General features: G+C 59.5%; 18 protein-coding genes. 15 read left to right on the top strand and 3 right to left on the bottom strand.

Going from position 1 to position 25,323, the window contains the following annotated elements; genetic code table 11:
- The first annotated feature begins 108 nt into the window (after positions 1–108).
- Complete coding sequence (gene rpmE / locus N645_RS0109910; RefSeq protein WP_024461354.1) at positions 109–324, top strand: 50S ribosomal protein L31; 216 nt, start codon at positions 109–111, stop codon at positions 322–324.
- A gap of 10 nt (positions 325–334) precedes the next feature.
- Positions 335–1,168 (top strand): thermonuclease family protein, encoded by an 834-nt coding sequence (locus tag N645_RS0109905; RefSeq protein ID WP_024461353.1) that lies wholly within the window; start codon positions 335–337, stop codon positions 1,166–1,168.
- Here the strand turns inward: N645_RS0109905 and N645_RS0109900 are convergent.
- Positions 1,165–3,675 carry a penicillin-binding protein 1A gene (locus N645_RS0109900; RefSeq protein WP_051174402.1) on the bottom strand — a complete coding sequence of 837 codons (2,511 nt, stop codon included), beginning with the start codon at positions 3,673–3,675 and terminating at the stop codon, positions 1,165–1,167. The two genes, N645_RS0109905 and N645_RS0109900, sit on opposite strands and share 4 nt — an antisense overlap.
- Positions 3,676–3,829: 154 nt before the next feature.
- On the opposite strand from N645_RS0109900, the gene N645_RS0109895 reads away from it, so the two are divergent.
- The 8 genes from N645_RS0109895 to N645_RS0109860 all read left to right on the top strand — a co-directional run bounded on the left by N645_RS0109895 (position 3,830) and on the right by N645_RS0109860 (position 12,103).
- Entirely contained in the window at positions 3,830–4,897 is a 1,068-nt protein-coding gene (locus N645_RS0109895) for a pilus assembly protein PilM (RefSeq protein WP_024461351.1), read from the top strand.
- Positions 4,897–5,472: a PilN domain-containing protein gene (locus tag N645_RS0109890; RefSeq protein WP_024461350.1), complete on the top strand. Its 576-nt coding sequence runs from the start codon at positions 4,897–4,899 to the stop codon at positions 5,470–5,472. The genes N645_RS0109895 and N645_RS0109890 overlap by 1 nt, the downstream gene beginning before the upstream one ends.
- A gap of 2 nt (positions 5,473–5,474) precedes the next feature.
- Positions 5,475–6,098 carry a type 4a pilus biogenesis protein PilO gene (locus tag N645_RS0109885; protein WP_024461349.1) on the top strand — a complete coding sequence of 208 codons (624 nt, stop codon included), beginning with the start codon at positions 5,475–5,477 and terminating at the stop codon, positions 6,096–6,098.
- Complete coding sequence (locus tag N645_RS0109880) at positions 6,091–6,624, top strand: pilus assembly protein PilP (protein ID WP_024461348.1); 534 nt, start codon at positions 6,091–6,093, stop codon at positions 6,622–6,624. The genes N645_RS0109885 and N645_RS0109880 overlap by 8 nt, the downstream gene beginning before the upstream one ends.
- A 36-nt stretch (positions 6,625–6,660) precedes the next feature.
- The gene (gene pilQ, locus N645_RS0109875) at positions 6,661–8,796 is read left to right on the top strand and encodes a type IV pilus secretin PilQ family protein (protein ID WP_081666013.1); all 2,136 of its coding nucleotides are present in this window, start codon (positions 6,661–6,663) and stop codon (positions 8,794–8,796) included.
- A gap of 3 nt (positions 8,797–8,799) precedes the next feature.
- Positions 8,800–9,312, top strand: coding sequence for a shikimate kinase AroK (gene aroK, locus N645_RS0109870; protein ID WP_024461346.1), 513 nt, complete (start codon positions 8,800–8,802; stop codon positions 9,310–9,312).
- Between the two features lie 68 nt (positions 9,313–9,380).
- Positions 9,381–10,487, top strand: coding sequence for a 3-dehydroquinate synthase (gene aroB / locus N645_RS0109865; RefSeq protein ID WP_024461345.1), 1,107 nt, complete (start codon positions 9,381–9,383; stop codon positions 10,485–10,487).
- A 26-nt stretch (positions 10,488–10,513) separates the two neighbouring features.
- Complete coding sequence (locus tag N645_RS0109860; protein WP_024461344.1) at positions 10,514–12,103, top strand: SPOR domain-containing protein; 1,590 nt, start codon at positions 10,514–10,516, stop codon at positions 12,101–12,103.
- Between the two features lie 13 nt (positions 12,104–12,116).
- Here the strand turns inward: N645_RS0109860 and N645_RS0109855 are convergent, their stop codons facing one another.
- Positions 12,117–13,346, bottom strand: a complete 1,230-nt coding sequence (locus N645_RS0109855; protein ID WP_024461343.1) for a hypothetical protein — start codon at positions 13,344–13,346, stop codon at positions 12,117–12,119.
- A gap of 495 nt (positions 13,347–13,841) precedes the next feature.
- On the opposite strand from N645_RS0109855, the gene gltB reads away from it, so the two are divergent.
- The 4 genes from gltB to N645_RS0109835 all read left to right on the top strand — a co-directional run bounded on the left by gltB (position 13,842) and on the right by N645_RS0109835 (position 22,701).
- On the top strand, positions 13,842–18,296 hold the full coding sequence (gene gltB, locus N645_RS0109850) for a glutamate synthase large subunit (RefSeq protein WP_024461342.1): 4,455 nt from the start codon (positions 13,842–13,844) through the stop codon (positions 18,294–18,296).
- A gap of 98 nt (positions 18,297–18,394) precedes the next feature.
- Positions 18,395–19,813, top strand: coding sequence for an FAD-dependent oxidoreductase (locus N645_RS0109845; protein ID WP_024461341.1), 1,419 nt, complete (start codon positions 18,395–18,397; stop codon positions 19,811–19,813).
- A gap of 124 nt (positions 19,814–19,937) precedes the next feature.
- Positions 19,938–21,005 carry a uroporphyrinogen decarboxylase gene (gene hemE / locus N645_RS0109840; protein WP_024461340.1) on the top strand — a complete coding sequence of 356 codons (1,068 nt, stop codon included), beginning with the start codon at positions 19,938–19,940 and terminating at the stop codon, positions 21,003–21,005.
- 328 nt (positions 21,006–21,333) lie between these two features.
- Complete coding sequence (locus tag N645_RS0109835) at positions 21,334–22,701, top strand: HD-GYP domain-containing protein (protein ID WP_024461339.1); 1,368 nt, start codon at positions 21,334–21,336, stop codon at positions 22,699–22,701.
- Between the two features lie 28 nt (positions 22,702–22,729).
- Here the strand turns inward: N645_RS0109835 and asd are convergent, their stop codons facing one another.
- On the bottom strand, positions 22,730–23,581 hold the full coding sequence (asd, locus tag N645_RS0109830) for an archaetidylserine decarboxylase (RefSeq protein ID WP_024461338.1): 852 nt from the start codon (positions 23,579–23,581) through the stop codon (positions 22,730–22,732).
- Positions 23,582–23,673: 92 nt separating this feature from the next.
- Here asd and N645_RS0109825 point away from each other — a divergent pair, with 92 nt between their 5' ends.
- A complete protein-coding gene (locus tag N645_RS0109825) occupies positions 23,674–25,242 on the top strand; it encodes a Na/Pi cotransporter family protein (RefSeq protein WP_024461337.1) in 1,569 nt (522 codons plus the stop codon).
- The last annotated feature ends 81 nt before the right edge of the window (positions 25,243–25,323 follow it).

Here is a 25,323-nt window from a genome sequence, read left to right as displayed (position 1 = left end):
TCAAAACCAGCCGTATCCATTAACCGTTGTGCGGTGCTCGGCAAAATCCTGCGTTCCAGGTGGGCCCAGGTCGACTGAGTGGCGGCACAAAGATGAAAGGCATTCACCATGAAAGCTGATTTGCACCCCAAATACGAAGACGTAACTGCGACCTGCAGCTGCGGCAACATCATCAAGACCCGCTCCACTCTGGGTCAAGATTTCCTGGTTGACGTTTGTTCAGAATGTCACCCCTTCTACACCGGTAAGCAGAAAGTGGTAGACACTGGCGGCCGTATCGATCGCTTCAAGAAGCGTTTCGGCAGCCGCATCGCCGCCAAATAAGGCGATTGGCATGGCCCTTGGGCCCTTGCTGATAAGCGACATGAAAGCGCCGGGGGCGAGAGCCCTCGGCGTTTTTTTTGGTGCCCTGCTGGCCCTGGGCGCGCTTCCCGGCGCTGCCTGCCCCTTGCCGGAGGGGCTTGAGCGCGAGTCGGTACAGGTGGCTGGGGTTCATGACGGCGACAGCGTACGCCTGGCCGATGGGCGCCGGGTGCGCCTGATTGGCATCAACGCGCCGGAGTTGGCACGCGACGGGCGACCCGCAGAGCCGCTGGCAAAAGCGGCGCGAGAGGAATTAAAAAGACAGCTCGCTCAGAGTGAGGTGCTGCTGGTCCAGGATCGGGAGCGACGCGACCACTACGGCCGCACCCTGGGGCACCTGTTCACGCTGGAGGGGAAGAGCCTGGAAGCTGCCCTGTTGCGTCAGGGGCTGGGTTTTCATATCGCGATACCGCCGAACATGACCCTGGCCGCCTGCCTGTCTGAGGCGGAAAGAGAGGCGCGGGCGGCGTCCCGTGGGGTGTGGGCCGGCAATCAGTGGCCGGCCCTTGAGGCGAGCGGCCTGACCTTGCAGGACACCGGTTTCCAGCGAATCCGTGGAACGATCACGGATGTCAGTCGAGGCGGTGGCTCGGTCTGGCTGGAGCTCGACGGGCCCCTCGTGCTGAAGGTACCCGACTCCGTGTGGGCGTCCGGCCCTGTTCTGGCACCCGGTCAGAGAATCGAAGTTCGGGGCTGGGTGACCAGTCGCGCCGGAAGCCGAGCGGTTCGTCGCAGATTCAAGCCGCTGGTCATGTCCATACCGTCCGGCTTTGCCATCGAGCGACGGGCCGCGAACGGCCCCTAAAACAGCTCTTCCGGCAGTCGCTCGCTGTCACTGCTGCCATTGCCGTTGCCGTTATCGTTGTACGGCGGCACCTCTTCGGCACGGAAAATCTCAAAGATCGCGTCCGGGTCCCCGGGCTGCGCCCGCTGGCCATTCTCTGGATCAATGCGCACGGTCACGATGCCTTCGGGCTGCGGTGCCGGACGGTCCGGCTTGCCGGCTAGTGCGCTCCGCATGTAATCAATCCAGATCGGCAGTGCAGCCGTGCCGCCATACTCCCCTCGACCCAGTGGCGTGTTCTGGTCGAAGCCCAGCCAGGCGACGGTGACCAAGTCGGGGTTGTACCCGGCGAACCAGGCATCGCGTGGGCCGTTGGTGGTACCGGTTTTACCGGCGAGGTCTGCCCGGTCCAGCACTCTGGCTCGACGGCCGGTACCCCGGGCCACAACGTCACGCAGCATCGAGTCGATGATGAACGCAGTGCGTTCATCCAGCACTCGCGGGGCAATGGGGAGTGGCTCCAGGGTCGCTTCGTCTTCATCCAACAGCGCCAGTTGGGCGGGTTGCTCCGGTGCCAGGCGGTCGTCCGGGCCCGTCTCGGCAGCGCGTTCGGGCTCGCTGGCGTAGATGTCAGCGAGCAGGCTGACCGGCTCTTCCTCTTCTTCCTGCTCGTGCTCACAGTTTTCGCAGACAGTGGCGGGGCGGGCAACATGCACCGCCTCACCGCGATCATCTTCAATGCGCTCAACCAGATAGGGCGCAATGCGGAAGCCGCCGTTGGCGAAGATGGCGTAACCGCGCGCCATATCCATGGGCGTCAGGGCGTGACTCCCCAGTGCCAGGGACAGGTTGCGCGGCAGGGCGTCGCGGTCAAAGCCAAACTTATCAAGCGTGTCGAGGAGCGCCGGTAGCCCGATGCTGCGTAGCACCCGGATCGAGACCAGGTTGCGGGAGCGATACAATGCTTCCCTCAGACGAGTCGGCCCGAGAAAGGTGCCGCCGTCGTTCTCCGGACGCCAGGCGCCTTCCAGGCTGGCATCTTCGATGACAATGGGGGAGTCGTTGACGATGGTCGCCGGGGTGAAGCCATTCTCCAGCGCAGCGGTGTACACAAATGGCTTGAAGCTGGAGCCGGGTTGGCGGGCCGCCTGCAGGGCCCGATTGAAATTGCTCTGGCGGAAGTCAAACCCTCCCACCAGCGCGCGCACGGCACCGTCACGAGGGTCGAGGCTGACCAGCGCGGCCTGGGCCTGGGGGAGCTGGCGCAGGTGCCATACGCCGCCGATCTGGCGCAGGCGTATCAGGTCGCCGACCGCCAGGACATCGCTTGCACTCTCGGGGAGTGGGCCGCGAGCGTTTTGGTTGAGATAGCGGCGCGCGGTGGACAGGCTCTGATCCCATCCCAGTTCAATGGTGTCACCATTGGCCAGCAGAATCTCGGCTGAGCGCTTTTCCAGTGATAGCACCAGGCCGGGGAGCAGATCGCCGTAAACCGGGATGTCCGAAAGCAGTTCGCGCCAACTGGACAGGTCTTCCGGGCGCTCACCGAGCTGTTGTTCGGGACCGCGATAGCCGTGGCGCCAATCGTAGGTCAGCAACCCGTCAATTACCGCCTGCTGGGCTGCTGCCTGATAGTCGCTGTGAATCGTTGTGTAGACTTTGTAGCCGGCGTTGTAGGCGTTCTCGCCAAACCGGTCAACGGCCTCGCGTCGGGCCAGCTCGGCAACATAGGGTGCATAGAGCTCCAGGGTGGCGCCGTGGTAGCGGGCATCGTCAGGCGTGTTCACGGCGACGTCATAGGTGGCCTGATCAATATGCCCCAGTTCCAGCATGCGGCCTAGAATCCAGTTGCGCCGGATCATGGCCCGTTCGAGGTTGGCCAGGGGGTTGTAGGCCGAGGGGGCTTTGAGAACGCCCACAATCATGGCCCATTGGTGAAGCTTAAGCTCGTCAATGTCCTTGCCGTAGTAAATCTGGGCCGCCGCATGAATACCGTAGGCGCGATTGCCGAAGAACATTTTGTTGCTGAACAGCTCAAGAATTTCCTGTTTTGTGAGCTCGTTCTCAATCTGAAGAGCCAGCAGGATCTCATTGAATTTACGGGAAAAAACCTGTTTCCGGCTGAGGAAAAAATCCCTGGCCAACTGCATCGTGAGAGTGCTTCCCCCCGATTGAATCTCACCTGTTTTCAATAATTGTGACGCGGCTCGCAAAAGTCCGCGAATAGATACGCCCGGATGGTCGTAAAATTCCGCATCTTCGGCGGATAATAACGCTTTAATGTAAAGGTCAGGCAGCTCTTCGAACGAAACCGGTGTGCGACGCTGTTCACCAAACTCGCCAATCAGCTTGCCGTCGCTTGAATAAACCCTCAGAGGGGTCTGTAATTGAACTTGCCTGAGGCTCTCCACGGGGGGCAGTTTGGGGCTCAGATAGAGGTACAACCCCGCCAAAACGGTGAGGGAGGCGCCAGTTCCGGCGATAAACAACCAGAAAAGCAGGTTCAGGTAAGACTTTTTGATAGGCATTTTTTCTATGAGAATTAATAAGTTAGCGAAAATGGCGGCAAGTCGCCGCATTATACGGGCTTTTTGCCTGTTTACATATGCGCGGTCTTGTTGCAGGCTTAACTTAAAGTCCTATAACATAAACTTCCTCTAAGTTACGGATATAGATAGAAAAATGGGCATTCTAAGCTTCCTGGAAAAAAGGGCGAAGCCGGTCTTGGGGTTGGACATCAGTTCAACGTCGGTCAAGCTTCTGGAGCTCAGCCGACACGGTGACCGCTACCGGGTGGAGACCTATGCCGTACGCCCGCTGCCCCCTGGGGCGGTGGTCGAGAAAAACATCAACGACCCCGAAGCGGTCGCCGATGTGGTCCGAACGGTGGTCAAGCAATCCAAAACCAAGCTCAAACACGCGGCCGTGGCGGTTGCCGGCTCTGCCGTGATCACCAAAATGATCGACATGCCGGCGGGGCTCAGCGACGACGCCATGGAGACTCAGATCTCTATAGAGGCCGATCAATACATTCCGTTCCCTCTGGAAGAAGTGGCCATCGATTTCGAGGTGCAGGGCGAGTCGCCCCGTAACCCCGAGCAGGTGGAAGTCCTGCTGGCGGCCTGTCGGCGGGAGAATATCGATCTGCGGGTCAACGTTCTGCAGTTGGCCGATCTTCAGGAAGAAGTGGTCGATGTGGAAGCCTACTCAATGGAGCGGTCCTACGGCTTGGTTGCAGAGCAGCTAGAAGACCAGGACGGCCAGGTAGTCGCGGTAATCGACATCGGGGCGACCATGACCACGCTGAGCGTTCTGGTGGATGGCCGGACGGTTTATACCCGAGAGCAACTGTTCGGTGGCAAGCAACTGACCGAGGAAATCCAGCGGCGCTATGGACTGTCAATGGAAGAAGCCGGGCTGGCCAAGAAGCAGGGCGGTCTGCCGGATGATTACGAGTCAGAAGTGCTCGGCCCCTTCAAAGAGGCGGTGGTCCAGCAGGTGACCCGCTCGTTGCAGTTTTTCTTTTCCGCCAGCCAGTACAACGATGTGGACTACATCGTGCTCGCCGGTGGTGTAGCGTCCATGGAGGGGCTGGTCGGGCTGATTGAAGAGAAGCTCGGCACCCAGACCCTGGTGGCCAACCCCTTTGCCAATATGTCGGTGTCCTCGAAAGTGAATGCGGTCGCGTTGGCCAATGACGCCCCCTCGATGATGATCGCGGCCGGTCTGGCGCTGAGGAGTTTCGACTGATGGCAAGAATCAACTTATTGCCCTGGCGGGAAGCCTACCGCCAGGAGAAGAAAAAAGAGTTTATCGGCATCCTGGTGGGTGTGCTGATTCTCGCGGGCCTGGTGGCCTACTTGTGGGTATCGAGCATCCAGTCCTCAATTTCTGATCAGGAAGCCCGCAACCGACTGCTCAAGACCGAAATTTCGGCTCTGGAAGCGGCGGTGGCCGAGATCCGGGAGCTGCGCGAGAAACGCGAAGAGTTGCTGGCCCGCATGCGGGTGATTCAGGACCTGGAGGGCAAGCGGCCGGTAATCGTGCGCTATTTCGATGAGATGGTGCGTGCCGTGCCTGACGGGGTCTATCTGAACCGGCTGGAGCGCCAAGGCGAAGTGATTCTGCTCGAAGGCATCGCGGAGTCCAATAATCGGGTCTCCAGTTTTATGCGCAATCTTGATGAGTCCGACTGGTTCGCGGCGCCCAATTTGAGCTCGGTGACCGCCGCACCGGAGCAGGGTGAACAGGCAAATGCCTTCAGAATGTCGGTACGCACCTCTGCGCCGGCAGATCAGGCCGGTGTTGATGAGGGAGGAAACTGATCATGGCATTTTCCGATACCCTGGAGCAACTGAAAAATTTTGATGTCAACGATATCGACTTTGAGCGCATCGGTGTCTGGCCCTTACCGGGCAAGATATTCGTCTGTGTGCTGTTGGTGGTCGTGGTTTTTGCGCTTACCTATTACCTGAAGGTCAAGGATCTGAACACCCAGCTTGATCGCGTGGTGGCTGAAGAGACCAATTTGCGCCAGACCTTCGAGACCAAAAGTTTCCAGGCCGCCAACCTGGAGGAGTACCGGGCGCAGATGGTTGAAATGGAAAAGTCCTTCGGGGCATTGCTCTCCCGGTTGCCCAGTGACACCGAGGTGCCGGGTCTGTTGGAAGATATTGATGCCCGGGGGTCTGAGAGCGGGCTGGAGATCAACAGTATCCGCCTGGAGTCTGAGCAGCAGTCCGAGTATTACGTGGAGCTGCCCATCAGTATTGACGTTGAAGGTGGCTATCACGACCTGGGGACATTCGTTAGTGGTGTTGCGGGCATGCCGCGCATCGTGACGCTGCATAACTTCACGATTGCCCGCCAACAAGACAGCGGCACGCTGACCATGCAGATCGGGGCGAAGACCTATCGCTATAAGTCACAGGATGAATCTAGTGATGAATAGAATTATAACGTTTACCAGTTTAGCCACCTGCCTGGCCGCGCTGACCGCCTGTGGTAGTTCGTCCGATCACCGCGACCTGCAGCAGTACATTCAGCAGACCAAGGCTCGTCCGGCGGGGCAGATCGAGCCTCTGCCGGCGTTCCAGCCATACCGGCCGTTTACCTACAGCGCCATGACCCTGCGCAGCCCGTTTGATCCACCGGTTAGGGAAGATGAGCGGCGCGCGCAGTTGAGTGGTAAGCAGGTTCAGCCGGATCTGAACCGGGAAAAAGAGTATCTGGAAAGCTTTAATGTGGCCAACCTGACCATGGTCGGTACCCTGACCAAAGATGGTCAGCTTTGGGCGTTGATCAACGACGGCCAAGGCGGTGTACATGCGGTCACGGAAGGCAACTACCTGGGTAAAAATCATGGACGCATTGTGTCCGCATCGCGGTCACAAATAGAACTTTTGGAAATCGTCGCCGATGGCGCCAACGGCTGGGTCGAGCGTCCCAGAATTATTGAATTACAAGAAAAGGAATAGGCCATCATGCGAGCACTGTGCTTATTGGGGTTAACCATGCGAAATCTAGCCTTGTTACTGGTCTGTCTGGCGCCTTCCCTTGTGTGGGCAAAGTCACTGAACAATATCCAGTTCTCCGAGCTACCGGGGGAGCGATTCGAAGTCCGGTTAGGCTTCGATGACATGCCGCCGGAGCCCGAGGGCTACACCATCGAGCAGCCGGCGCGCATCGTGCTGGACTTTCCGGAGGTGACCAGCGCACTGGAGCAGCGGCGTTTCCCTCTGTCATTCGAGAACAGCAAGAGCGCGCTGGTGCTCAGCTCTCAAGGTCGAACTCGCCTGATTCTGAATCTCAGCGAGCTGACCAGCTACAGTGCGCGGGTGGACGGTAATACCTATGTGCTTGAGGTGGGTGCGGCCCAGGGCGGCTATGTTTCCAGCCCCGCACAGGCGACCAGCGTTGCGGGCGATCGTCAGTCGCAAACGGCGCCGCGCTCCGACAATGATCCTCGGGTCACCAATATTGACTTCCGTCGTGGTGAGGAAGGCGAAGGTCGGTTGATCATCAACCTGTCCGATGACAATATCAGTGCCGATGTGACCGAAACGGCCAAAGGCATTGAGCTTGAGCTGGGTGGGGTCAATTTGCCGGAAGCGCTCCGTCGTCGCCTCGATGTGGTGGACTTCGCTACTCCCGTGACCATGGTGTCGGCCTCGCAGGATCGTCGCGGCACCATCCTGAATATTGATGCCAATGGCGAATATGACTACATGGCCTACCAGGCCGACAATGAGTATGTCATCAGCGTGAAGCCGTTGACCGAGCGGGAAATTGAAGCTCGGGATCAGGAGTTCAGTTACACCGGCGAAAAACTGTCCCTGAATTTTCAGGACATCGAAGTGCGCAGTGTGCTGCAGATCATTGCCGACTTTACCGATCTGAACCTCGTGGCAAGTGACACGGTTCAGGGCCGGATTACCCTGCGTTTGGATAATGTGCCCTGGGATCAGGCGCTGGACTTGGTGTTGAAAACCAAAGGTCTCGACAAGCGTCAGAACGGCAATGTGCTGATGGTGGCGCCAGCGGCCGAGATCGCTGAGCGTGAGCGTCAGGAGCTCGAATCCCGTCAGCAGTTGGAAGAGCTGGCACCGCTTCGCACCGAGTACATCCGGGTTCGCTACGCTAATGCCCGGGAGATGTTCGAACTTTTCCGTGGTGAAGAGGGCGAGGGCGGCCGCAGTGGTGGTTCGTCTGGCGGTCAGGGCGGCAACCGCGCGACGGGCAGTGTTCTGTCCGAACGGGGCGATGCGATCGTCGATGAACGCACCAACTCCATCATCATCACCGATACCGCTGATCGTATCGAAGCTTTCAAGCGTCTGGTGGAGCAGATTGATATTCCGATCCGCCAGGTGATGATCGAGGCGCGCCTGGTGATTGCCAACACCGACTTCCGTCGTGAGATGGGGGTTCGCTGGGGTGGCGTAGGCTTTGACCGCTCCTCCGATACGCTGGTCGAAGTGGCGGGCTCCACAGCCGGTCTCGACTCTAACCCGGGCTCGCCTGCCGAGTGGCTTACCGGTACCGGCACCCTGGATCTGGAAGAGAACATGATGGTGGACTTGGGGGTCGACAACTCGGCTGGCAGCTTTGCTTTCAGCATCCTGTCCGACAGTGCCTTTATCGATATGGAATTGTCCGCTCTGGAGAATAACGGTCAAGCCGAAATTGTCTCTCAGCCCAAGGTGATTACCGGGGACAAACAGCAGGCGACCATCATGTCCGGTACGGAAATTCCCTATCAGGAAGCCTCGGCCAGTGGTGCGACCACCACAGCGTTCAAAGAAGCCGTACTGAAGCTTGATGTCACGCCCCAGATCACGCCCGATAACCGCATTATCATGGATCTCGTGATCAACCAGGATTCTGTCGGTGCCCTGAATCAGGCCTCCGGTATTCCCACCATTGATGTGACCGAGGTGATGACCAAAGTGCTGGTGCAAAATGGCCAAACAGTCGTGCTCGGTGGTATCTTCCAGGTTGAACAGGTCAAGGGCGAGGACAAGGTTCCGTTCCTGGGCGACATCCCGGTACTGGGACGTATGTTCAAGCGGGACATTACCAGTCAGGAAAAACGCGAACTGTTGATATTCATTACCCCCAAAATCATGGCCGATACCCTAACTGACTGATCCATGCCCAATAATGTGTTTCTGGTCGGCCCCATGGGGGCCGGCAAATCAACCATCGGCCGCCTTCTGGCGGCCGAGTTGAAAGTCCCCTTCTATGACAGCGACCGTGTTATCGAACAGCGCACTGGTGCCGATATCCCATGGATTTTTGATGTTGAAGGCGAGTCCGGTTTTCGTGATCGCGAGTCCGCGGTTCTGGCCGAGCTGGCCGAGGAGCCCGGCGCGGTTATTGCCACCGGGGGCGGCATCATCTTGCGCCCCGAAAATGCCGAGGTAATGCATCGCGGTGGCCGCGTGTGCTATCTGACCGCTTCGGTGGAGCACCTGGTCGAACGTACCGCCAAGGACAAAAAGCGCCCGCTGTTGCAGGTGGACAACCCCCGCCAGAAAATCATCGACTTGCTTGAGCAGCGCGACCCTCTGTACCGGGCGGTAGCGGACTGGGTGGTGGTGACCGACCGGCGCCCGCCGAAGGTGGTGGCGCGTGATATTGCCGAACGTATCGGCCAGAGTTGAGCTCGGTTAAAGTTTCGGACGGTGTGCTAAGATGAGGGTTTTCCGACAACCCGAACGCAGTGCCGACTATGCAGACTCTGACCGTTGATCTCGCCGATCGCAGCTACCCGATTCATATTGGAGAGCAGCTCCTGAAGAACCGGGAGCTGCTGGTACGCCACGTGCGCGCCAAGCAGGTGTATATCGTCACCAACGATACCATTGCGCCGCTTTACCTTCCCGCTCTGATCGAACTTCTCGATGGCTATCAGGTCGATACTACCGTGTTGCCTGACGGCGAATCATTCAAGAACCTGGAGACGCTGAATCAGATTTTTGATGGCCTGCTCGAGGCGCGTCACAATCGTACGACGACCATCATGGCCCTGGGCGGTGGCGTCGTGGGCGACATGGCGGGCTTCGCCGCGGCGTGTTATCAACGTGGTGTGGACTTCATTCAATTGCCGACCACCCTGTTGTCCATGGTGGATTCTTCGGTAGGGGGCAAGACCGGTGTCAATCACCGGCTCGGCAAAAACATGATCGGCGCTTTCTATCAGCCGCAAGCGGTGATCGCGGACATGTCCGTGCTGGAATCTCTGCCCCCGCGCGAGCTGTCCGCCGGTATTGCCGAAGTGATCAAGTACGGCCTGATATCGGATCGGGAATTCTTTGAATGGCTGGAGTCCAATCTGCCCGATCTTCTGGCGCGGGATCCGAAAGCGATGACCTATGCGGTCAAACGTTCCTGTGAGAACAAGGCGTGGGTCGTCGCTCGGGATGAAAGAGAAGGTGGGTTGCGCGCCATCCTCAACCTGGGACACACCTTTGGCCATGCGATTGAAACCCATCAGGGCTATGGCGTCTGGTTGCACGGTGAAGCGGTCGCGGCGGGTATGGTGATGGCAGCGGACCTGTCCCATCGGCGAGGGGCCATTACGGCTGACGAGCTGGACCGGATTGTTCGCCTGCTGGAGCGGGCTCACCTGCCGGTGAAGGCGCCGGCCAGCATGACCCCCGACGACTTTCTGCAGTTGATGGGGGTGGATAAAAAAGTGCTCGACGGCCGGCTGCGGTTGGTGCTGCTGAGCAAGCTCGGCGAAGCGTTGATCACCAGCGATATCGAGCAGGATCTGTTACAGGAAACATTTGCAGCCTGTCGGGCGGATGAACATACCGCGCCACCGGGCGTCTAGCGACAACCCTTTCCGGGAGAGCGTTTATGAACACCGACCCAACAGACAGCTCGGAGCACGACAACCTAGCGGGTCAGTCGGCCGCCCCGGAATTCCCAGTGGCGGATTATCGTCAATACTACGGTTTGAGTGAAGATCCCTTCCGGGATGACCCGGAATTTGCGTTCTTTGGCGGCGGTGGCCGACGCGCTCTACTCGAACAGTTACAGCACCTGTGTCAATTTAGTGCCAGTTTGCTGGCGGTGCTGGGCAAACCCGGGGTGGGTAAAAGTCGCGTTGCCCTTGAGCTGGCCAACAGCTTCCAGTTCGATGATGATATTTGCCTGCTCACCGCCGAGCCTGGCGCGGGCGCCGAAGCGGTGCTGGGGCAAATGGCCAGGCACTTTGCCCTCTCGGTAGACGACAACCCCTCGGTGGGTCGGTTGCTCGCCGCGCTTCGTCATTTCGCCCAGATAGCGGATGAAGAAGACCGCCTGGCGCTGACCATCATCGATGATGCCCATCATCTGGATGAGAAAACACTTGGAGCCCTGATCAGTCTGTTGCAGGGGCAGGACTCCACCGGTCGGCGCCTGCACATCGTGCTGTTTGCCGACTCTGAGATGGTCACACGGCTGGATCAGTTCAACATGCACGACGTGCTGATCCACGATTTCGACCTGGCGACACTCTCCCTTGAAGAAGCCACCGATTACCTCAATTTCCGCATGGAAATGGCCGACTATATGGGGCCGGAGCTGTTCACCGAGGAAAAGGTGGAACCCTGGTGGCGTCGGGCTGAGGGGCGGATTCCCCGGCTGCACGAGCAGGCCCGTCGCTGGCTGCTTGAATCGGTTTCCGCCCGCGCCAGCTCGGGCAGGCCGGGGGAGCGCCGCAATGCCCTGCCGCTGGTGCATATTGTGGTGATTGCTGTGCTGCTTGGTGTGCTGCTGATGGTGTTTATCTATCAGGGGGACTCCGACACCTCTGAGCGGGAGTCGACGACACGGCTGCCCGAGTCGAGAGAAACCCAGACTCTGACGCTGTCTTCCAACAACGAAGCGTCCAACCGCACAGAGCCTGAACCCTCTACAGAACCGGAGCCCGCTAAAGAAACCGTCCAGACCCCCGAGTCGGCCGCGCCAGAGCGGGCGCTGCCCGAATCGCCGTCCCCCGAACCGTCGGCGGAGGAGCATCCGGAGATCCCACAGCCCGATGAAGCGTCTGAGCCCGACGGGACATCGGTGCCAGCGGCCCAGGCGGAAACGCCGGCTGAGCAGTCCTCTACGGAAGAGCCGGCCGCTGCTCAGGCTTCCAGCTTGCCCGACATTCCGGAAGACGAGCAAGTGCTGCTCTCCTGGCGCGCCTCGGAGTATACGCTGCAGTTACTCGGTGCAAGTTCCCAAGAATCGGTAGAGCGTTATATTCAGGATCAACCCAGTCGTGAAAAGCTGCTCAGCTTCGAATCCCGGCGTCAGGGAAAGCCTTGGTTTGTGGTAGTAACCGGTCGCTATTCAAGCAGTGAAGCGGCCAGAAAGGCCATTAACAGCCTGCCTGAAGACCAGCGAAAAGCGGGGCCGTGGCCCCGCCAGGTGGGTGATTTACAGAGCGAAATAGAAGCCCTGCGTAATTTTTAATTGAGTGGCGTGCCTACTGGCCAGAAACCAGTTCGCCGGATAGATCAATTCTGACGAAAGGTCGTGCCTGCCGAGTCCAAGAGAGGGTGTCGTCGGGGTTGTAGGCATCGCTGTAAATGACTTCAGAGCTCTCTCCAGAGGCAACCGTGGGGCGACGGATAAGGTAAGAAGTCAGGTCATCATTGCTGTCCAGTGGGCTGTACGATATCTGCCAAAGCGTTCCGTCAGCGCCAAGTTTGATTTCATCGGTTTCACGGTTGATCTCTTGGGGTGAGGCGGCAAATAAACCTTCATTAGTAACTGTTAGAGTGGCCAGGTCAAGACTCCAGCGCCGCCAATCACTTCTTGTGTCAGGTCCGTTAAAGTCCTCAAGAACAACCCAAACACTTTGATTTCCGGTGACAGGATCGATATATAGCCGGGAGGTCTCTTTGAAGCGGTAGGGCGGTGTGCCGGCCGGCGTCAGTCGTGTCAATTGCTTGTCAGAGTCCACGAGAATGAGCCCGGTCTGCGAGTCTCCCATCAGTAGGGAGCCATCGGGAGTAACGCCAAGCATGTAGACTTGGGAGTCAAACACATCGAACCGCTCCAGTCGGTAGTAAGGTTCCTCTTCGCTATTGCGATAAACCACCTTGTCCAGCGATAGCAATTTTGATTGGAAGACATCAATGCTCGCTGAGTCAGGGTCGTTATGAACAAACAGCTGTTCGGACTCGGAAAATAGCAACGCTTCATCGTTACTGTTGGGTTGGAGAGGGTAGCGCCACTCCAACCCTTCATTGTCGAGCGTCAACGGATCCTGTACGAACCGATAGGCTGCGCCACCATCCGCTGTTACATTGTTGTCGTGATGGACGTAAATAAGGTGACCCATGTCGGTCAGGGGGCCCGATGCGATGCCATCGGGGAATCCGGTACAAATGGCTTCGGGGTTGGTTGGGTCAATTAACGCGCGACGGTCGCCAGCCCCCTCCTGAAGAGTGCCCACCAGATAAACGGCATCTGGGTCTAACTGCGAGCAATCCATGTTGATATCGTCGGCAGTGCCGGTACCACCTCCGCCAGCGCCATTTTCATCAGGATTTTCCCCGCCCGAATCGTCTCTGGGGCCGTTGTCACCCGCTACGCGTTCATCGCATGCAGTGTCGCATTCGCAGCCGGAAAAAAGCGTCAGTGATAACAGGGTGGTAATTAGGATTTTGCCGATTCGACAGCTTGACATTGGTAAAGCGATGCTTGGCATGAAGGCGATTCCTTGTTGTCTTTTTGGGGCGTTGGGGTCAGAGAGCCGACTCCCGGCTTGGTGACCTGCCGACAATTTATTCTATCGATCAACTGAATAAGGTGTCCATCCCTCTGGGGAAGCCATTCATGACCATTCGTCCGGGATATAGGTATCTTCGGAAAACTGTGGTAGCTTGTCGAGTGGGCCCTCCGTGTTGCTGACTGTTCTGACGGACGGTGCTACGGGCCCGGCTTCAGCGGTCATTCAGGCAGTCTGTCTGGAGCCGGGGGAGTTCTCGGAAAATCACTGAATATTTCGACTTTTTACCACCATTTTGCCGAAATTAGCTTTACTGTTGGGCGCTGAGAGCCCCGCTCGTCTTGCCTTCGGGGCCACTTGCGGGTAATATGCTGCGCCCATTTGCCTGGCCCCTTTTTGGAGGGGCTTTTTTGTCTGGGGCGTGAGCGGAGCGAGCCATGTTCCGGATTCTATCGGTATCGAGAGAGACAGCGTATGACCACGGGCCTCTACAGGTTAGATGAGTTTAAAGACAACTGCGGCTTTGGCTTGATTGCCCATTTGAAGGGCAAGGCCAGTCATCGCCTGTTGGAAACCGCCATCGAGTCCTTGACCTGCATGACCCACCGCGGCGGTATCGCGGCGGACGGCAAGACCGGTGACGGTTGCGGCCTGCTGCTGCAGAAGCCGGATGGCTTCCTGCGCACCGTGGCCAAGGAGGCCTGCGGCGCCGAGCTGACTGACGTCTACGGCGTCGGCTCGATCATGCTCAGCACCGACGACGCCCAGGCCCAGAAGGCCCGCGATGTGGTTGAGGAAGAGCTGCGCGCTCAGGAGCTCAGCCCGGCGGGCTGGCGCGAGGTGCCGGTGGACAGCAGCTGTCTGGGGCCGATTGCCCTGGAGTCACTGCCGCGCTTCAACCACCTGTTTATCAACAACGATGGCGGCCTGAGTCTCGAGCAGTTCAATGCCCGGCTGTTCCTCGCCCGGCGTCAGGCGGAAAAGCGTCTGGCCGAAGACAAGGCGTTCTATATCGCCAGTTTCAGCTCGACGGTCATCTCCTATAAAGGGTTGATGATGCCGGTGGACCTGCCCAAGTTCTTTACCGACCTGGCGGACCCGCGCCTGGAAACCGCCATCTGCGTGTTCCACCAGCGCTTCTCCACCAATACGCTGCCCCAGTGGCCCCTGGCCCAGCCGTTCCGTATGCTGGCGCACAACGGTGAAATCAATACCGTGATGGGCAACCGTAACTGGTCCGTGGCCCGCACCTCCAAGTTCAGCACGCCGCTGCTGCCGGATCTGGATCGCGTGGCGCCCCTGGTCAACCGCGATGGGTCCGACTCCTCCAGCCTGGACAACATGCTCGAAGTGCTGATCACCGGCGGCATGGAGCTGCATCGTGCGGTGCGCATGCTGGTGCCGCCGGCCTGGCAGAATGTCGAGCACATGGATCCGCAGTTGCGTGCGTTCTACGAATACAACTCCATGCACGTCGAGCCCTGGGATGGCCCGGCGGGCCTGGTGATCACCGACGGCCGCTACGCGGTCTGTACCCTGGACCGCAACGGCCTGCGTCCGTCGCGCTGGGTGATCACCAAAGACGACATCATCACCGTGGCTTCCGAAGTCGGTGTGTACAAGTACAAGCCAGAAGACGTGGTGGCCAAGGGCCGTCTTGGACCGGGCCAGATTCTGTCGGTGGATACCGAGACCGGCAAGCTGTACCACACCAAAGACATCGACGAGCAGCTCAAAGGTCGCCAGCCCTACAAACAGTGGCTGAAAGAGAAGGCGCTGCGCATCGAGTCCACTCTGGAAGACGATGTGGCCGAAAACGGCCTCACCGAAGAGCAGCTCAAAGCCTACATGAAAATGTACCAGGTCACCTTCGAGGAGCGTGATCAGGTGCTGCGTCCGCTCGCCGAGGGCGGCCAGGAAGCGGTCGGCTCTATGGGCGACGATACCCCCATGGCCGTACTGTCCGCCAAGCAGCGCCCGCTGTACGACTATTTCCGCCAGCAGTTCGCCCAGGTGACCAACCCGGCGATCGATCCGCTGCGTGAAGCCATCGTCATGTCCCTGGAAACCTGTCTGGGACGCGAACTGTCGGTCTATGAAGAGACCGAAGAGCACGCCGATCGGGTGATTCTGCGCTCGCCGGTGCTGTCCCCGGCGAAGTTCCGTGCCCTGATGGATATTTCCCGTCCGGGGTATGAGGCGGCCGTTCTGTCACTCAATTACGATCCGGCCCAGTACAACCTCAAGCAGGCCATCGCCAAGCTGTGCGATGACGCCGCCGAGCAGGTGAAGGCGGGCAAGGTGCTGTTGGTACTGAGCGACAACCATCTGGAAAAAGGCCAGCTGCCGATCCACGCCCTGCTGGCCACCGGCGCGGTGCACCACCACCTGACCAAGGTGGGGCTGCGCTGTGACGCCAACATCATTGTGGAAACCGGCACGGCCCGCGACTCCCACCAGATCGCAACACTGATCGGCTACGGTGCGACGGCGGTTTACCCGTACCTGAGCTACTACGTGCTCAACAACCTGATGGAAACCGGCGAACTGCAGCTGGATACCGATCAGGCGTACAAGGGCTATCGCAAGGGCGTCGACAAGGGCCTGCTGAAGATTCTGTCCAAAATGGGCATCTCCACCATCACCTCCTACCGCGGTGCGCAGTTGTTTGAGGCAGTCGGCCTGGCCGATGAAGTGGTGGACACCTGCTTTGAAGGTACTCAGTCCCGCATTCAGGGCGCCAGCTTCCCGGACCTGGAAGAAGACCAGAAGATCATCGCCAGTACCGCCTGGTTGGCGCGTAAGCCCCTGGTGCAGGGCGGCATTCTCAAATACGTTCACGGTCAGGAATACCACGCTTTCAACCCGGACGTGATCCAGACCCTGCAGCGTGCCGTGCAGACCGGTGAGTACAGCCTGTGGCGCGATTACTCCAGCCTGGTCAATGAGCGCCCGGTGGCGACGCTGCGCGACCTGCTGAAAGTCAAAGAAGACAGTTCTCAGGCCATTCCACTGAGCGAAGTGGAGCCGATCGAGGCCATCATCAAGCGCTTTGACTCCGCCGGTATGTCCCTCGGGGCCTTGTCGCCGGAAGCGCACGAGTGTCTGGCGCAGGCCATGAACCGTCTCGGTGGCCGCTCCAACAGCGGCGAGGGCGGTGAAGATCCGGCCCGTTTTGGCACCGATAAGGTCTCCAAAATCAAGCAAATCGCCTCGGGCCGCTTTGGTGTGACCCCGCACTACCTGGTCAATGCCGAAGTGCTGCAGATCAAGGTTGCCCAGGGCGCCAAGCCCGGGGAGGGTGGCCAGTTGCCCGGTGGCAAGGTCAATGATCTGATCGCCCGGCTGCGCTATTCGGTGCCCGGGGTGACCCTGATTTCACCGCCGCCGCACCACGACATTTACTCCATTGAGGATCTGGCGCAGCTGATCTTTGACCTCAAGCAGGTCAATCCGGACGCCCAGGTGTCGGTCAAGCTGGTCTCCCGTCCCGGGGTCGGCACCATTGCCGCCGGTGTGGCCAAGGCCTACGCGGACCTGATCACCATTTCCGGCTACGACGGTGGTACCGCGGCCAGCCCGCTGACCTCCATCCGCTACGCCGGCTCCCCCTGGGAGCTGGGCCTGAGTGAAACCCACCAGACCCTGCGCGCCAACGATCTGCGCGACAAGGTCCGGGTACAGACCGACGGCGGTCTGAAAACCGGTCTGGATGTGATCAAGGCGGCCATGCTCGGCGCCGAGAGCTTCGGCTTCGGTACTGGTCCGATGGTGGCTATGGGCTGTAAGTACCTGCGGATCTGTCACCTGAACAACTGCGCCACCGGTGTGGCCACCCAGCGCGACGATCTGCGTGAAAACCACTACATCGGCACCGTGGACATGGCGATGAACTTCTTCAAGTTTATCGCCGAGGAAACCCGTGAGTGGCTGGCCCGCCTCGGACTGCGCAGTCTGGGTGACCTGGTCGGTCGCGTCGACCTGCTCGAAGCGATCGAAGGCCAGACCAGCAAGCAGAAGCGTCTGGACCTGAGCCGCATCACGCACACCGACAAGTTCCTGGAAACCAAGCCGCAGCTGTGCGCGGTGGATCGTAACGAGCCGTTCGACAAGGGCGAGCTGGCCGAGGCGATGGTCAAGGAAGTGCTGCCGGCCATTGAGAGCAAGTCCGGCGGTGAATACGCCTTTACCGTGACCAACTGCGACCGCTCCATCGGCGCGCGCATCAGCGGTGAAATTGCCAAGCGCCACGGCAACCAGGGCATGGCGGATAACCCCATCACGCTGAAGCTGACCGGTGTGGCCGGGCAGAGTCTGGGTGTGTGGAACGCCGGTGGCCTGTACATTTACCTGGAAGGTGATGCCAACGACTACGTCGGCAAGGGCATGGCCGGCGGCAAACTGGTGCTGCGCCCACCGCGCAACTCCGGCTTCAAGTCCCAGGACACCAGCATCATGGGTAACACCTGCCTGTACGGCGCGACCGGCGGTAAGGTATTCGCGGCCGGTCAGGCGGGCGAGCGTTGTGGCGTTCGTAACTCTGGCGCTCACGTTGTCGTCGAAGGTGCCGGGGATCACTGCTGTGAGTACATGACCGGTGGTGTGGTGACCGTACTCGGTCGCACCGGCGTCAACTTCGGTGCGGGTATGACCGGTGGTTTTGCCTTTGTGCTCGATGAGGACAACAGCTTCGTGGATCGCTACAACCACGAGCTGGTGGATATCCATCGGGTGGACGGTGAATCGCTGGAAGCACACCGCAACTACCTGCGTCGGGTGATTGCCGAGTTCACCGAAGAGACCGAAAGCGAGTGGGGCCAGAACCTGCTGGACAACTTCGATGATTACGTCGGTAAATTCTGGCTGGTCAAGCCCAAGGCAGCGAGCCTGAGCGGCTTGCTCAACGACATGGAAAAACGCGGCGAATAACCCGCCGGTGCGCCTTCGGGCGCACAGGACACTAGAACGATACAGAGCCCGATCGCCAGTGCGGCGCGGGCTCACACCGATTAGCTGAGGCAGTGATTATGGCCGGACGTTTAAACAACAACTTCCAGTTTATTGATGTGGGCCGTCAGGACCCCGCCAAAAAAGACATGGAAGTGCGCCAGCATGAGTTTGTGGAAATTTACGAACCGTTTGATCAGGACCAGGCGGCCAGCCAGTCTCACCGCTGCCTTTCCTGCGGCAATCCCTACTGTGAATGGAAGTGCCCGGTGCACAACTTCATTCCCAACTGGTTGAAGCTGATTTCCGAAGGCAACATCTTTGAAGCGGCCGAGCTGAGTCATCAGACCAACTCCCTGCCGGAAGTCTGCGGTCGTGTCTGCCCCCAGGATCGTCTGTGCGAAGGTGCCTGTACCCTGAACGACGGTTTCGGTGCGGTGACCATCGGTAACGCCGAGAAGTACATCACCGACACCGCTTTCGCCATGGGCTGGAAGCCGGACATGTCCAAGGTCACCTGGACCGACAAGAAAGTCGCCATCATCGGTGCCGGCCCGGCCGGCTTGGGTTGCGCCGACGTGCTGGTGCGCAATGGCGTCAAACCGGTGGTCTTTGACCGTTATCCGGAAATCGGCGGCCTGCTGACCTTCGGCATCCCCGAATTCAAACTTGAGAAAAACGTCCTGACCCGTCGTCGTGAAATTTTCACCGAAATGGGTATGGAATTCCGTTTGAACACCGAAGTCGGCACCGACATCACCATGGAAGAGATCTTTAAGGAATTCGATGCGGTGTTTATGGGCATGGGCACCTACACCTACATGAAAGGCGGCTTCCCCGGTGAAGACCTGCCCGGTGTGCACGACGCCCTGCCGTTCCTGGTGGCCAACGTCAATCGCAACCTGGGTTTTGAAAAAGACCCGAGCGAGTTCATCAGCGTGAAAGGCAAGCGCGTGGTGGTGCTCGGCGGTGGTGATACCGCCATGGACTGTAACCGCACCTCCATTCGCCAGGGCGCCGAGAGCGTGACCTGTGCTTACCGCCGTGACGAAGAGAACATGCCCGGCTCGCGCCGCGAAGTGGCCAACGCCAAAGAAGAGGGCGTACAGTTCCTGTTCAACCGTCAGCCCGTGGCCATTGTCGGTGAAGACAAGGTCGAAGGCGTGAAAGTGGTGACCACCGAACTGGGTGAACCCGATGAAAATGGCCGCCGCCGCCCCGAACCGATTCCGGGCAGTGAAGAAGTCTTGCCGGCTGATGTGGTGCTGATTGCCTTCGGTTTCCGTCCGAGCCCGGCGCCCTGGTTTGATGAACACGGCATCAAGGTATCCGACTGGGGCGGTGTGGAAGCGCCGGAAACCCAGCAGTACAAGTTCCAGACCTCCAACCCGAAGGTGTTCGCCGGTGGCGACATGGTGCGCGGTTCCGACCTGGTGGTGACCGCCATCTGGGAAGGGCGCGAAGCGGCCGAAGGGATTATGGACTACCTCGAAGTTTAAGTGTTGTAACGGCGGATGCGCTTCGCTTATCCGCCCTACGACACCTCCGCAGCCACGCGTAGGGCGGATAAGCAAAGCGCATCCGCCGCTCCCCCACCCTCTTTGACCGCACCGGACCATCACTATGACCGAGCTGAAAAACGACCGTTTCCTGCGCGCTCTGGCCCACGAGCCGGTGGACGTTACCCCGGTGTGGATGATGCGTCAGGCCGGTCGCTACCTGCCGGAATATCGGGCCAGCCGCGAGCGGGCCGGCAATTTCATGGGCTTGTGCGGCAACCCGGACATGGCCTGTGAGGTGACGCTGCAACCCCTGGAGCGCTACCCGCTGGATGCGGCCATTCTGTTCTCGGACATTCTCACCATCCCTGATGCAATGGGGCTGGGCTTGTACTTTGAGCCCGGTGAAGGCCCGAAGTTTGAAAAGCCGGTACGTACTGAAGCCGATATCATGGCACTGGATGTGGTCAACCCAGAAGCGGAACTGCCTTACGTCCTCGATGCGGTGAAAACCATTCGCCGCGAGCTGGGCGGTCGGGTGCCCCTGATCGGTTTCTCCGGTAGCCCCTGGACCCTGGCCACTTACATGATTGAAGGTGGCTCCAGCCGGGATTTTCGCCGCGCCAAGCAGATGATGTACGACCGGCCCGAACTGATGCATCACCTGCTCGACACCCTGGCCCAGTCCGTCATCCGCTACCTGAACGGCCAGATACTGGCGGGCGCCCAGGCGGTGCAGATTTTCGACACCTGGGGCGGCGCCCTGTCCCACAACGCCTACCGGGAGTTCTCCCTGCGCTACCTGGAGCAGATCGTCAACGGCCTGATCCGTGAGCACGACGGCCGCAAGGTACCGGTGATTCTGTTCACCAAAGGCGGCGGTCAGTGGCTGGAGGCCATGGCCGACACCGGCGCCGATGCGCTGGGTCTGGACTGGACCACCGACATCGGCCGCGCCCGCGCCCGGGTCGGTGGCCGGGTCGCGCTGCAGGGCAATATGGACCCCACAATCCTCTACGCCAGCCCCGAGCGGATTCGCGAGGAAGTGGGGCAGATTCTGGCCTCTTACGGCAAGGGTTCCGGCCATATCTTCAACCTGGGCCACGGCATCACCCCGGAAGTCGACCCCGAACACGCCGGCGCCTTTATCCGCGCGGTCCATGAGTTGTCGGCCGAGTACCACGGTCAGTAAGTAAAAAGTTTTTGGGTGGCACAGAGGGACGGGAAGGGGAAGCCCTTTCAAGACCGTAAGCGGAGGGACTCCGCGCGTCGAGCCCCCAGGGATGGGTTTACGGCGTGTCTTGAAAGGGCTTCCCCTTCTCGGCCCGGACGCGATTTGAACTGATCGCATATCCTGTAACCGAACCCTGTGACCCGCTTCTCACCACTACTGTATAGCCCTCCGACAGGCTTGACGACGCCCGTTGCATGCCCCACTATCCCTATCCTCCGGCCCGTTTTTTGTCTAAACTGGCGCCATAGACGGATTTTTGCCGCACCGCCGGCAGAGAGGACAACGCGTGGGAATCAAGCAAGTCAAAGTCGACGTCAACGAAGTCACTGTTGGCATGTATGTCTCCGGACTCGACCGTCCGTGGACTCAGACTCCATTCCCGCTGCAAGGCTTCTATGTCCGTGACCTGGACGAAATCAAACAACTGAAAAGCCTGTGTAAACACGTCTACATCGACGTCGTCAAAGGTCGCCCGCCAGTCTCCTCCAATTTACAGACACTGCCCCAGGAAAGCCTGCGCAGCCGGATCAGCGCCCGGGAGAACGTCCATACCCCGGCCAACGTCAAAGTGGCTCCCCTGCGCATACAGCGCAATCAGTACCCGCCGGTCCAGCCGCTCAAAAAAGAAATCAAACGCGCCCGCCAGCTGCACCAGAATGTCTACCATGCCGTGGGCGAGGTGCTCGATTACCTGGGCAACAATGAGCTGCATCGGGTACCGATTGTCGAAACCAAGCGGCTGGCCAGCGATATGGTGGACAGTGTGCTGCGCAATCCGGATGCCTTCACCTGGCTGTCCCGCGTGCAGGAGAAAGACGAATATACCTACAGTCACGCCATCCGTTGCTCGGTCTGGGCCATCCTGTTCGGGCGCCATATCGGCCTGCCCAAGCGGGACCTGGACGTGCTTGCCATGGGCGTGCTGCTCAAGGATGTGGGCAAGGTCAAACTCGACCAGGGGTTATTGACCAAAGTGTCCCGCTCCTCCGATGAAGAGCGTCTGTATGAAACCTTTGTGGAGCAGGGCGTTGAGATATTGCGCAAAACCCCGGGAGTAGAACCGAGGGTGATCAGCGTGGTGAAGACCCACTGCGAACGATTGAACGGCAGTGGTTTTCCGTTGCACCTGCAGGGCGACAAGATTCCCTTGCTGGGTAAGATCGCCGGGATTGTCACCTTCTATGACAATACCACCAATCCGCGGGGTGCCAGTCAGCCCATTGCGCCTTCCAAGGCGGTCAGCAAGTTGTACGAACTGCGCAATACCCAGTTTCAGGAAGAGCTGGTGGTGGAGTTCATTCGCGCCATCGGCCTTTATCCCACCGGCACTCTGGTCGAGTTGAGTTCCGGTGAGGTGGGTGTGGTGGTGGAGCAGAATTTTGAGCGGCGCCTCAAGCCCAAGATCATGTTGGTGTTGGACGCCGTCAAGTCTCCCATGGATCCGCAACTGATTGATCTGGCCGAGGACGATAAGCGCAAGCAGGCACTGATCGATTCGGGCAAAAAAACCGCGGCGGAAGTGGAAAAAATTGAAATTGCCCGAGACCTGGAGCCCGGCTCATACGAGGTGGACGTCGCCGCAATACGCGACAACTATATCCTCAAAAAAGAGAAGTCCGGTCTGATGTCACTGCTCGACAAGCTCACGCCCTAGGCCGCCCCAGGGCAATGCGTAGTTGCCCTTACAGCCTGACGCCCAGCCGTTCCCCCATCCGCGTTCCACTGCCGGCCTGATAAGCCTCATCCCAGCGCACTCGGTCCTTGCCAAACAACACGATGGCGGTGGAGCCTAGCTTGAAGCGGCCCATTTCTTCCCCCTTATTCAAGGTGATGGGCGCGCGGGGTCGGAAGTCCCGGGTCTGAATCGTCCGCTTGATCGGCGCTACCTCGCCGCCCCACACGGTTTCGATACCCGCCACGATCATGGCGCCGACCAACACGACCGCCATGGGGCCGATGTCGGTATCGAAAATTGCCACCAGTCGCTCATTGCGTGAAAACAGTCGCGGCACCTGGTTGGCGGTGGCGGTATTGACCGAGAAAAGGTCGCCGGGTATCGCCACGGTGGTTCGCAGTTGGCCGTCAAAGGGCATGTGAACGCGATGATAATCCTTGGGTGACAGATAGACGGTGGCAAACTGTCCCTGGTCGAATTCGGCGGCCAGCGCCTCGCTGCCACCGAGCAGCTCCCGGGTGGTGTAGAGCTGGCCTTTGGCCTGGAAAATCCGCCCGTCCTCAATGGCGCCGAGCTGACTGATGGCCCCGTCAGCGGGGCAGACGATGCTGTCCGCTGAAGCATCAAGCGGCCGCGCATCGGGCTTGAGCGCCCGGGTAAAGAAGTCATTGAAGTGGGCATAGGCGCGGGGGTTTTCTTCCAGCGCTTCGCTCATGTCCACGCCGTAGCGTTGGATGAACCATTCGATAAAGTGATTTTTGATCCAGTCCGTACGCTGGTTGGCCAGCCAACCCGCCGCCCGGGAGAGCCCGTGCTGGGGGGTGATATACTGAAGGGCGGCGAACAGTTTTTCATTCATGGTGTCAGGGGGCCTGCAGGGTCGGTTTCCGGAGGCGCCATCATAGCAAATATCCCTCTGGCAGGCTGACGGGGGTCGAACGACGGGTCATCATGGTATTAATTCGGGTGCTGGTGGAAGTGTTGGGCGGCCTGGGCTTGTTCCTGCTGGGAATGACGCTCATGACCGAGGGCCTGAAGGCCATGGCTGGAGACGCCATTCGCCGGGTGTTGATGCGCTTTACCCGCAGCCCGGTCAGCGGAGTTCTGGCGGGGCTGGTCGGCACCGCCGTGCTGCAATCCTCCAGTGCCACCATTGTGGCCACCGTCGGTTTTGTCGGGGCGGGCCTGATCGGTTTTTCCCAGGCACTGGGCATCATTTTCGGTTCGGCTCTGGGGACCACGGTTACGGGCTGGATTGTGGCTCTGATCGGCTTCAAGCTCAAGCTGTCCCTGCTGGCCGCCCTGTTTGTGTTTGCCGGGGCCATGCTCAAGCTGTTTGGGCGCCGGTCTCTGGGCGGGCTGGGGTATGCGCTGGCCGGCTTTGGTCTGATTTTCATCGGTATTGATACGCTTCAGGGCGGGCTGGAAGGCCTGCGGGAGCAGATGGACTTCAGTCAGTTTCCGGCGGACGATCTGTGGGGCAAGTTTCAATTGGTGGTCATTGGTGTTCTGTTCACCATTGTGACGCAATCGTCCAGTGCAGGTGTGGTGGCGGCACTGACGGCACTGCACACGGATACCATCGCCTTTGAGCAGGCCGCATCGCTGGTGGTGGGAATGAACATCGGCACCAGCTTCACGGCGGCAGCGGCCACCATCGGTGGCAACGTGTCGGTGCGACGCACCGGTTTTTCCCATGTGCTGTACAACACCGGCGTGAGTTCGCTGGCGCTGTTTCTGATTGTGCCCTACATCACCGCCTGGCAGTTTGTGGCGCCCGAGGCATTTGTGGTTCACGAGGAGTTTGCGCTGGTGGGTTTCCACTCCGCGTTCAATTTGTTGGGCGTGTTGCTGGTGGTGCCGTTTGCGGGACAGTTTGCTCACATGATCGAGCGTCTGTTCCCGGACAAGCCTTTTGGTTATCAACAGGTTCTGGACCGGGGGCTGCTCAAATACCCCGAGTTGGCGCTGACCGCGGTGCAGAAGGTCATGATCTCCCAGTTTGAGCGGGTGGCGGAGCAGCTGGAATACATTCTCGGAGAGTCGGGTCGCTCGGTCCCCCTGGTGGATCTTGCCCGAGAGCTGTCCGACGTGCAGGAATATCTGGATGCCATTCACCTGGAAGGGACCTCGGGCAGTCAGTGGGAGCGGCTACTGGCTGCGATTCAGATCGTCGAGCATCTGCAGCGTCTGCTGGAGCGTTGCGACAATAAAAGCGTGGCCGTGGCGTTGCGCAACGGGGACGATCTGGCCGAGGCCAAGGCCGCCCTCAGCCCGCTGGTGTTGTCGCTCTGGGGAAAACGTTCGCTTCCCGCCGATCAGGTGCAGGAACGAGTCGCACAAATCACCCAAATCGAGCAAACTACCCGGCGGCAGACCATGAACGACATTGCCCAGGGGCGACTGGAGCTGAGGCAGGGCGTCGCCCGGATGGAGGTCGTGCGCTGGCTGCAGCGGGTTGCCGTGCACATCGGGCGCATCGACGTACATACCCGGGAATTGAATTATCAGCAGCCCTGAGCTCAAGTAATGGATAGCCCTGAGCCCAGGAAAAACAGCCCTGAGCTCAGAAAACAGCCCTGAGTGTTCGAAACAATCGCA

It is taken from the genome of Marinimicrobium sp. LS-A18, from assembly GCF_000463525.1.
Taxonomy (GTDB): domain Bacteria; phylum Pseudomonadota; class Gammaproteobacteria; order Pseudomonadales; family Cellvibrionaceae; genus Marinimicrobium; species Marinimicrobium koreense.
This window is presented reverse-complemented; position numbering and strand designations above follow the sequence as displayed.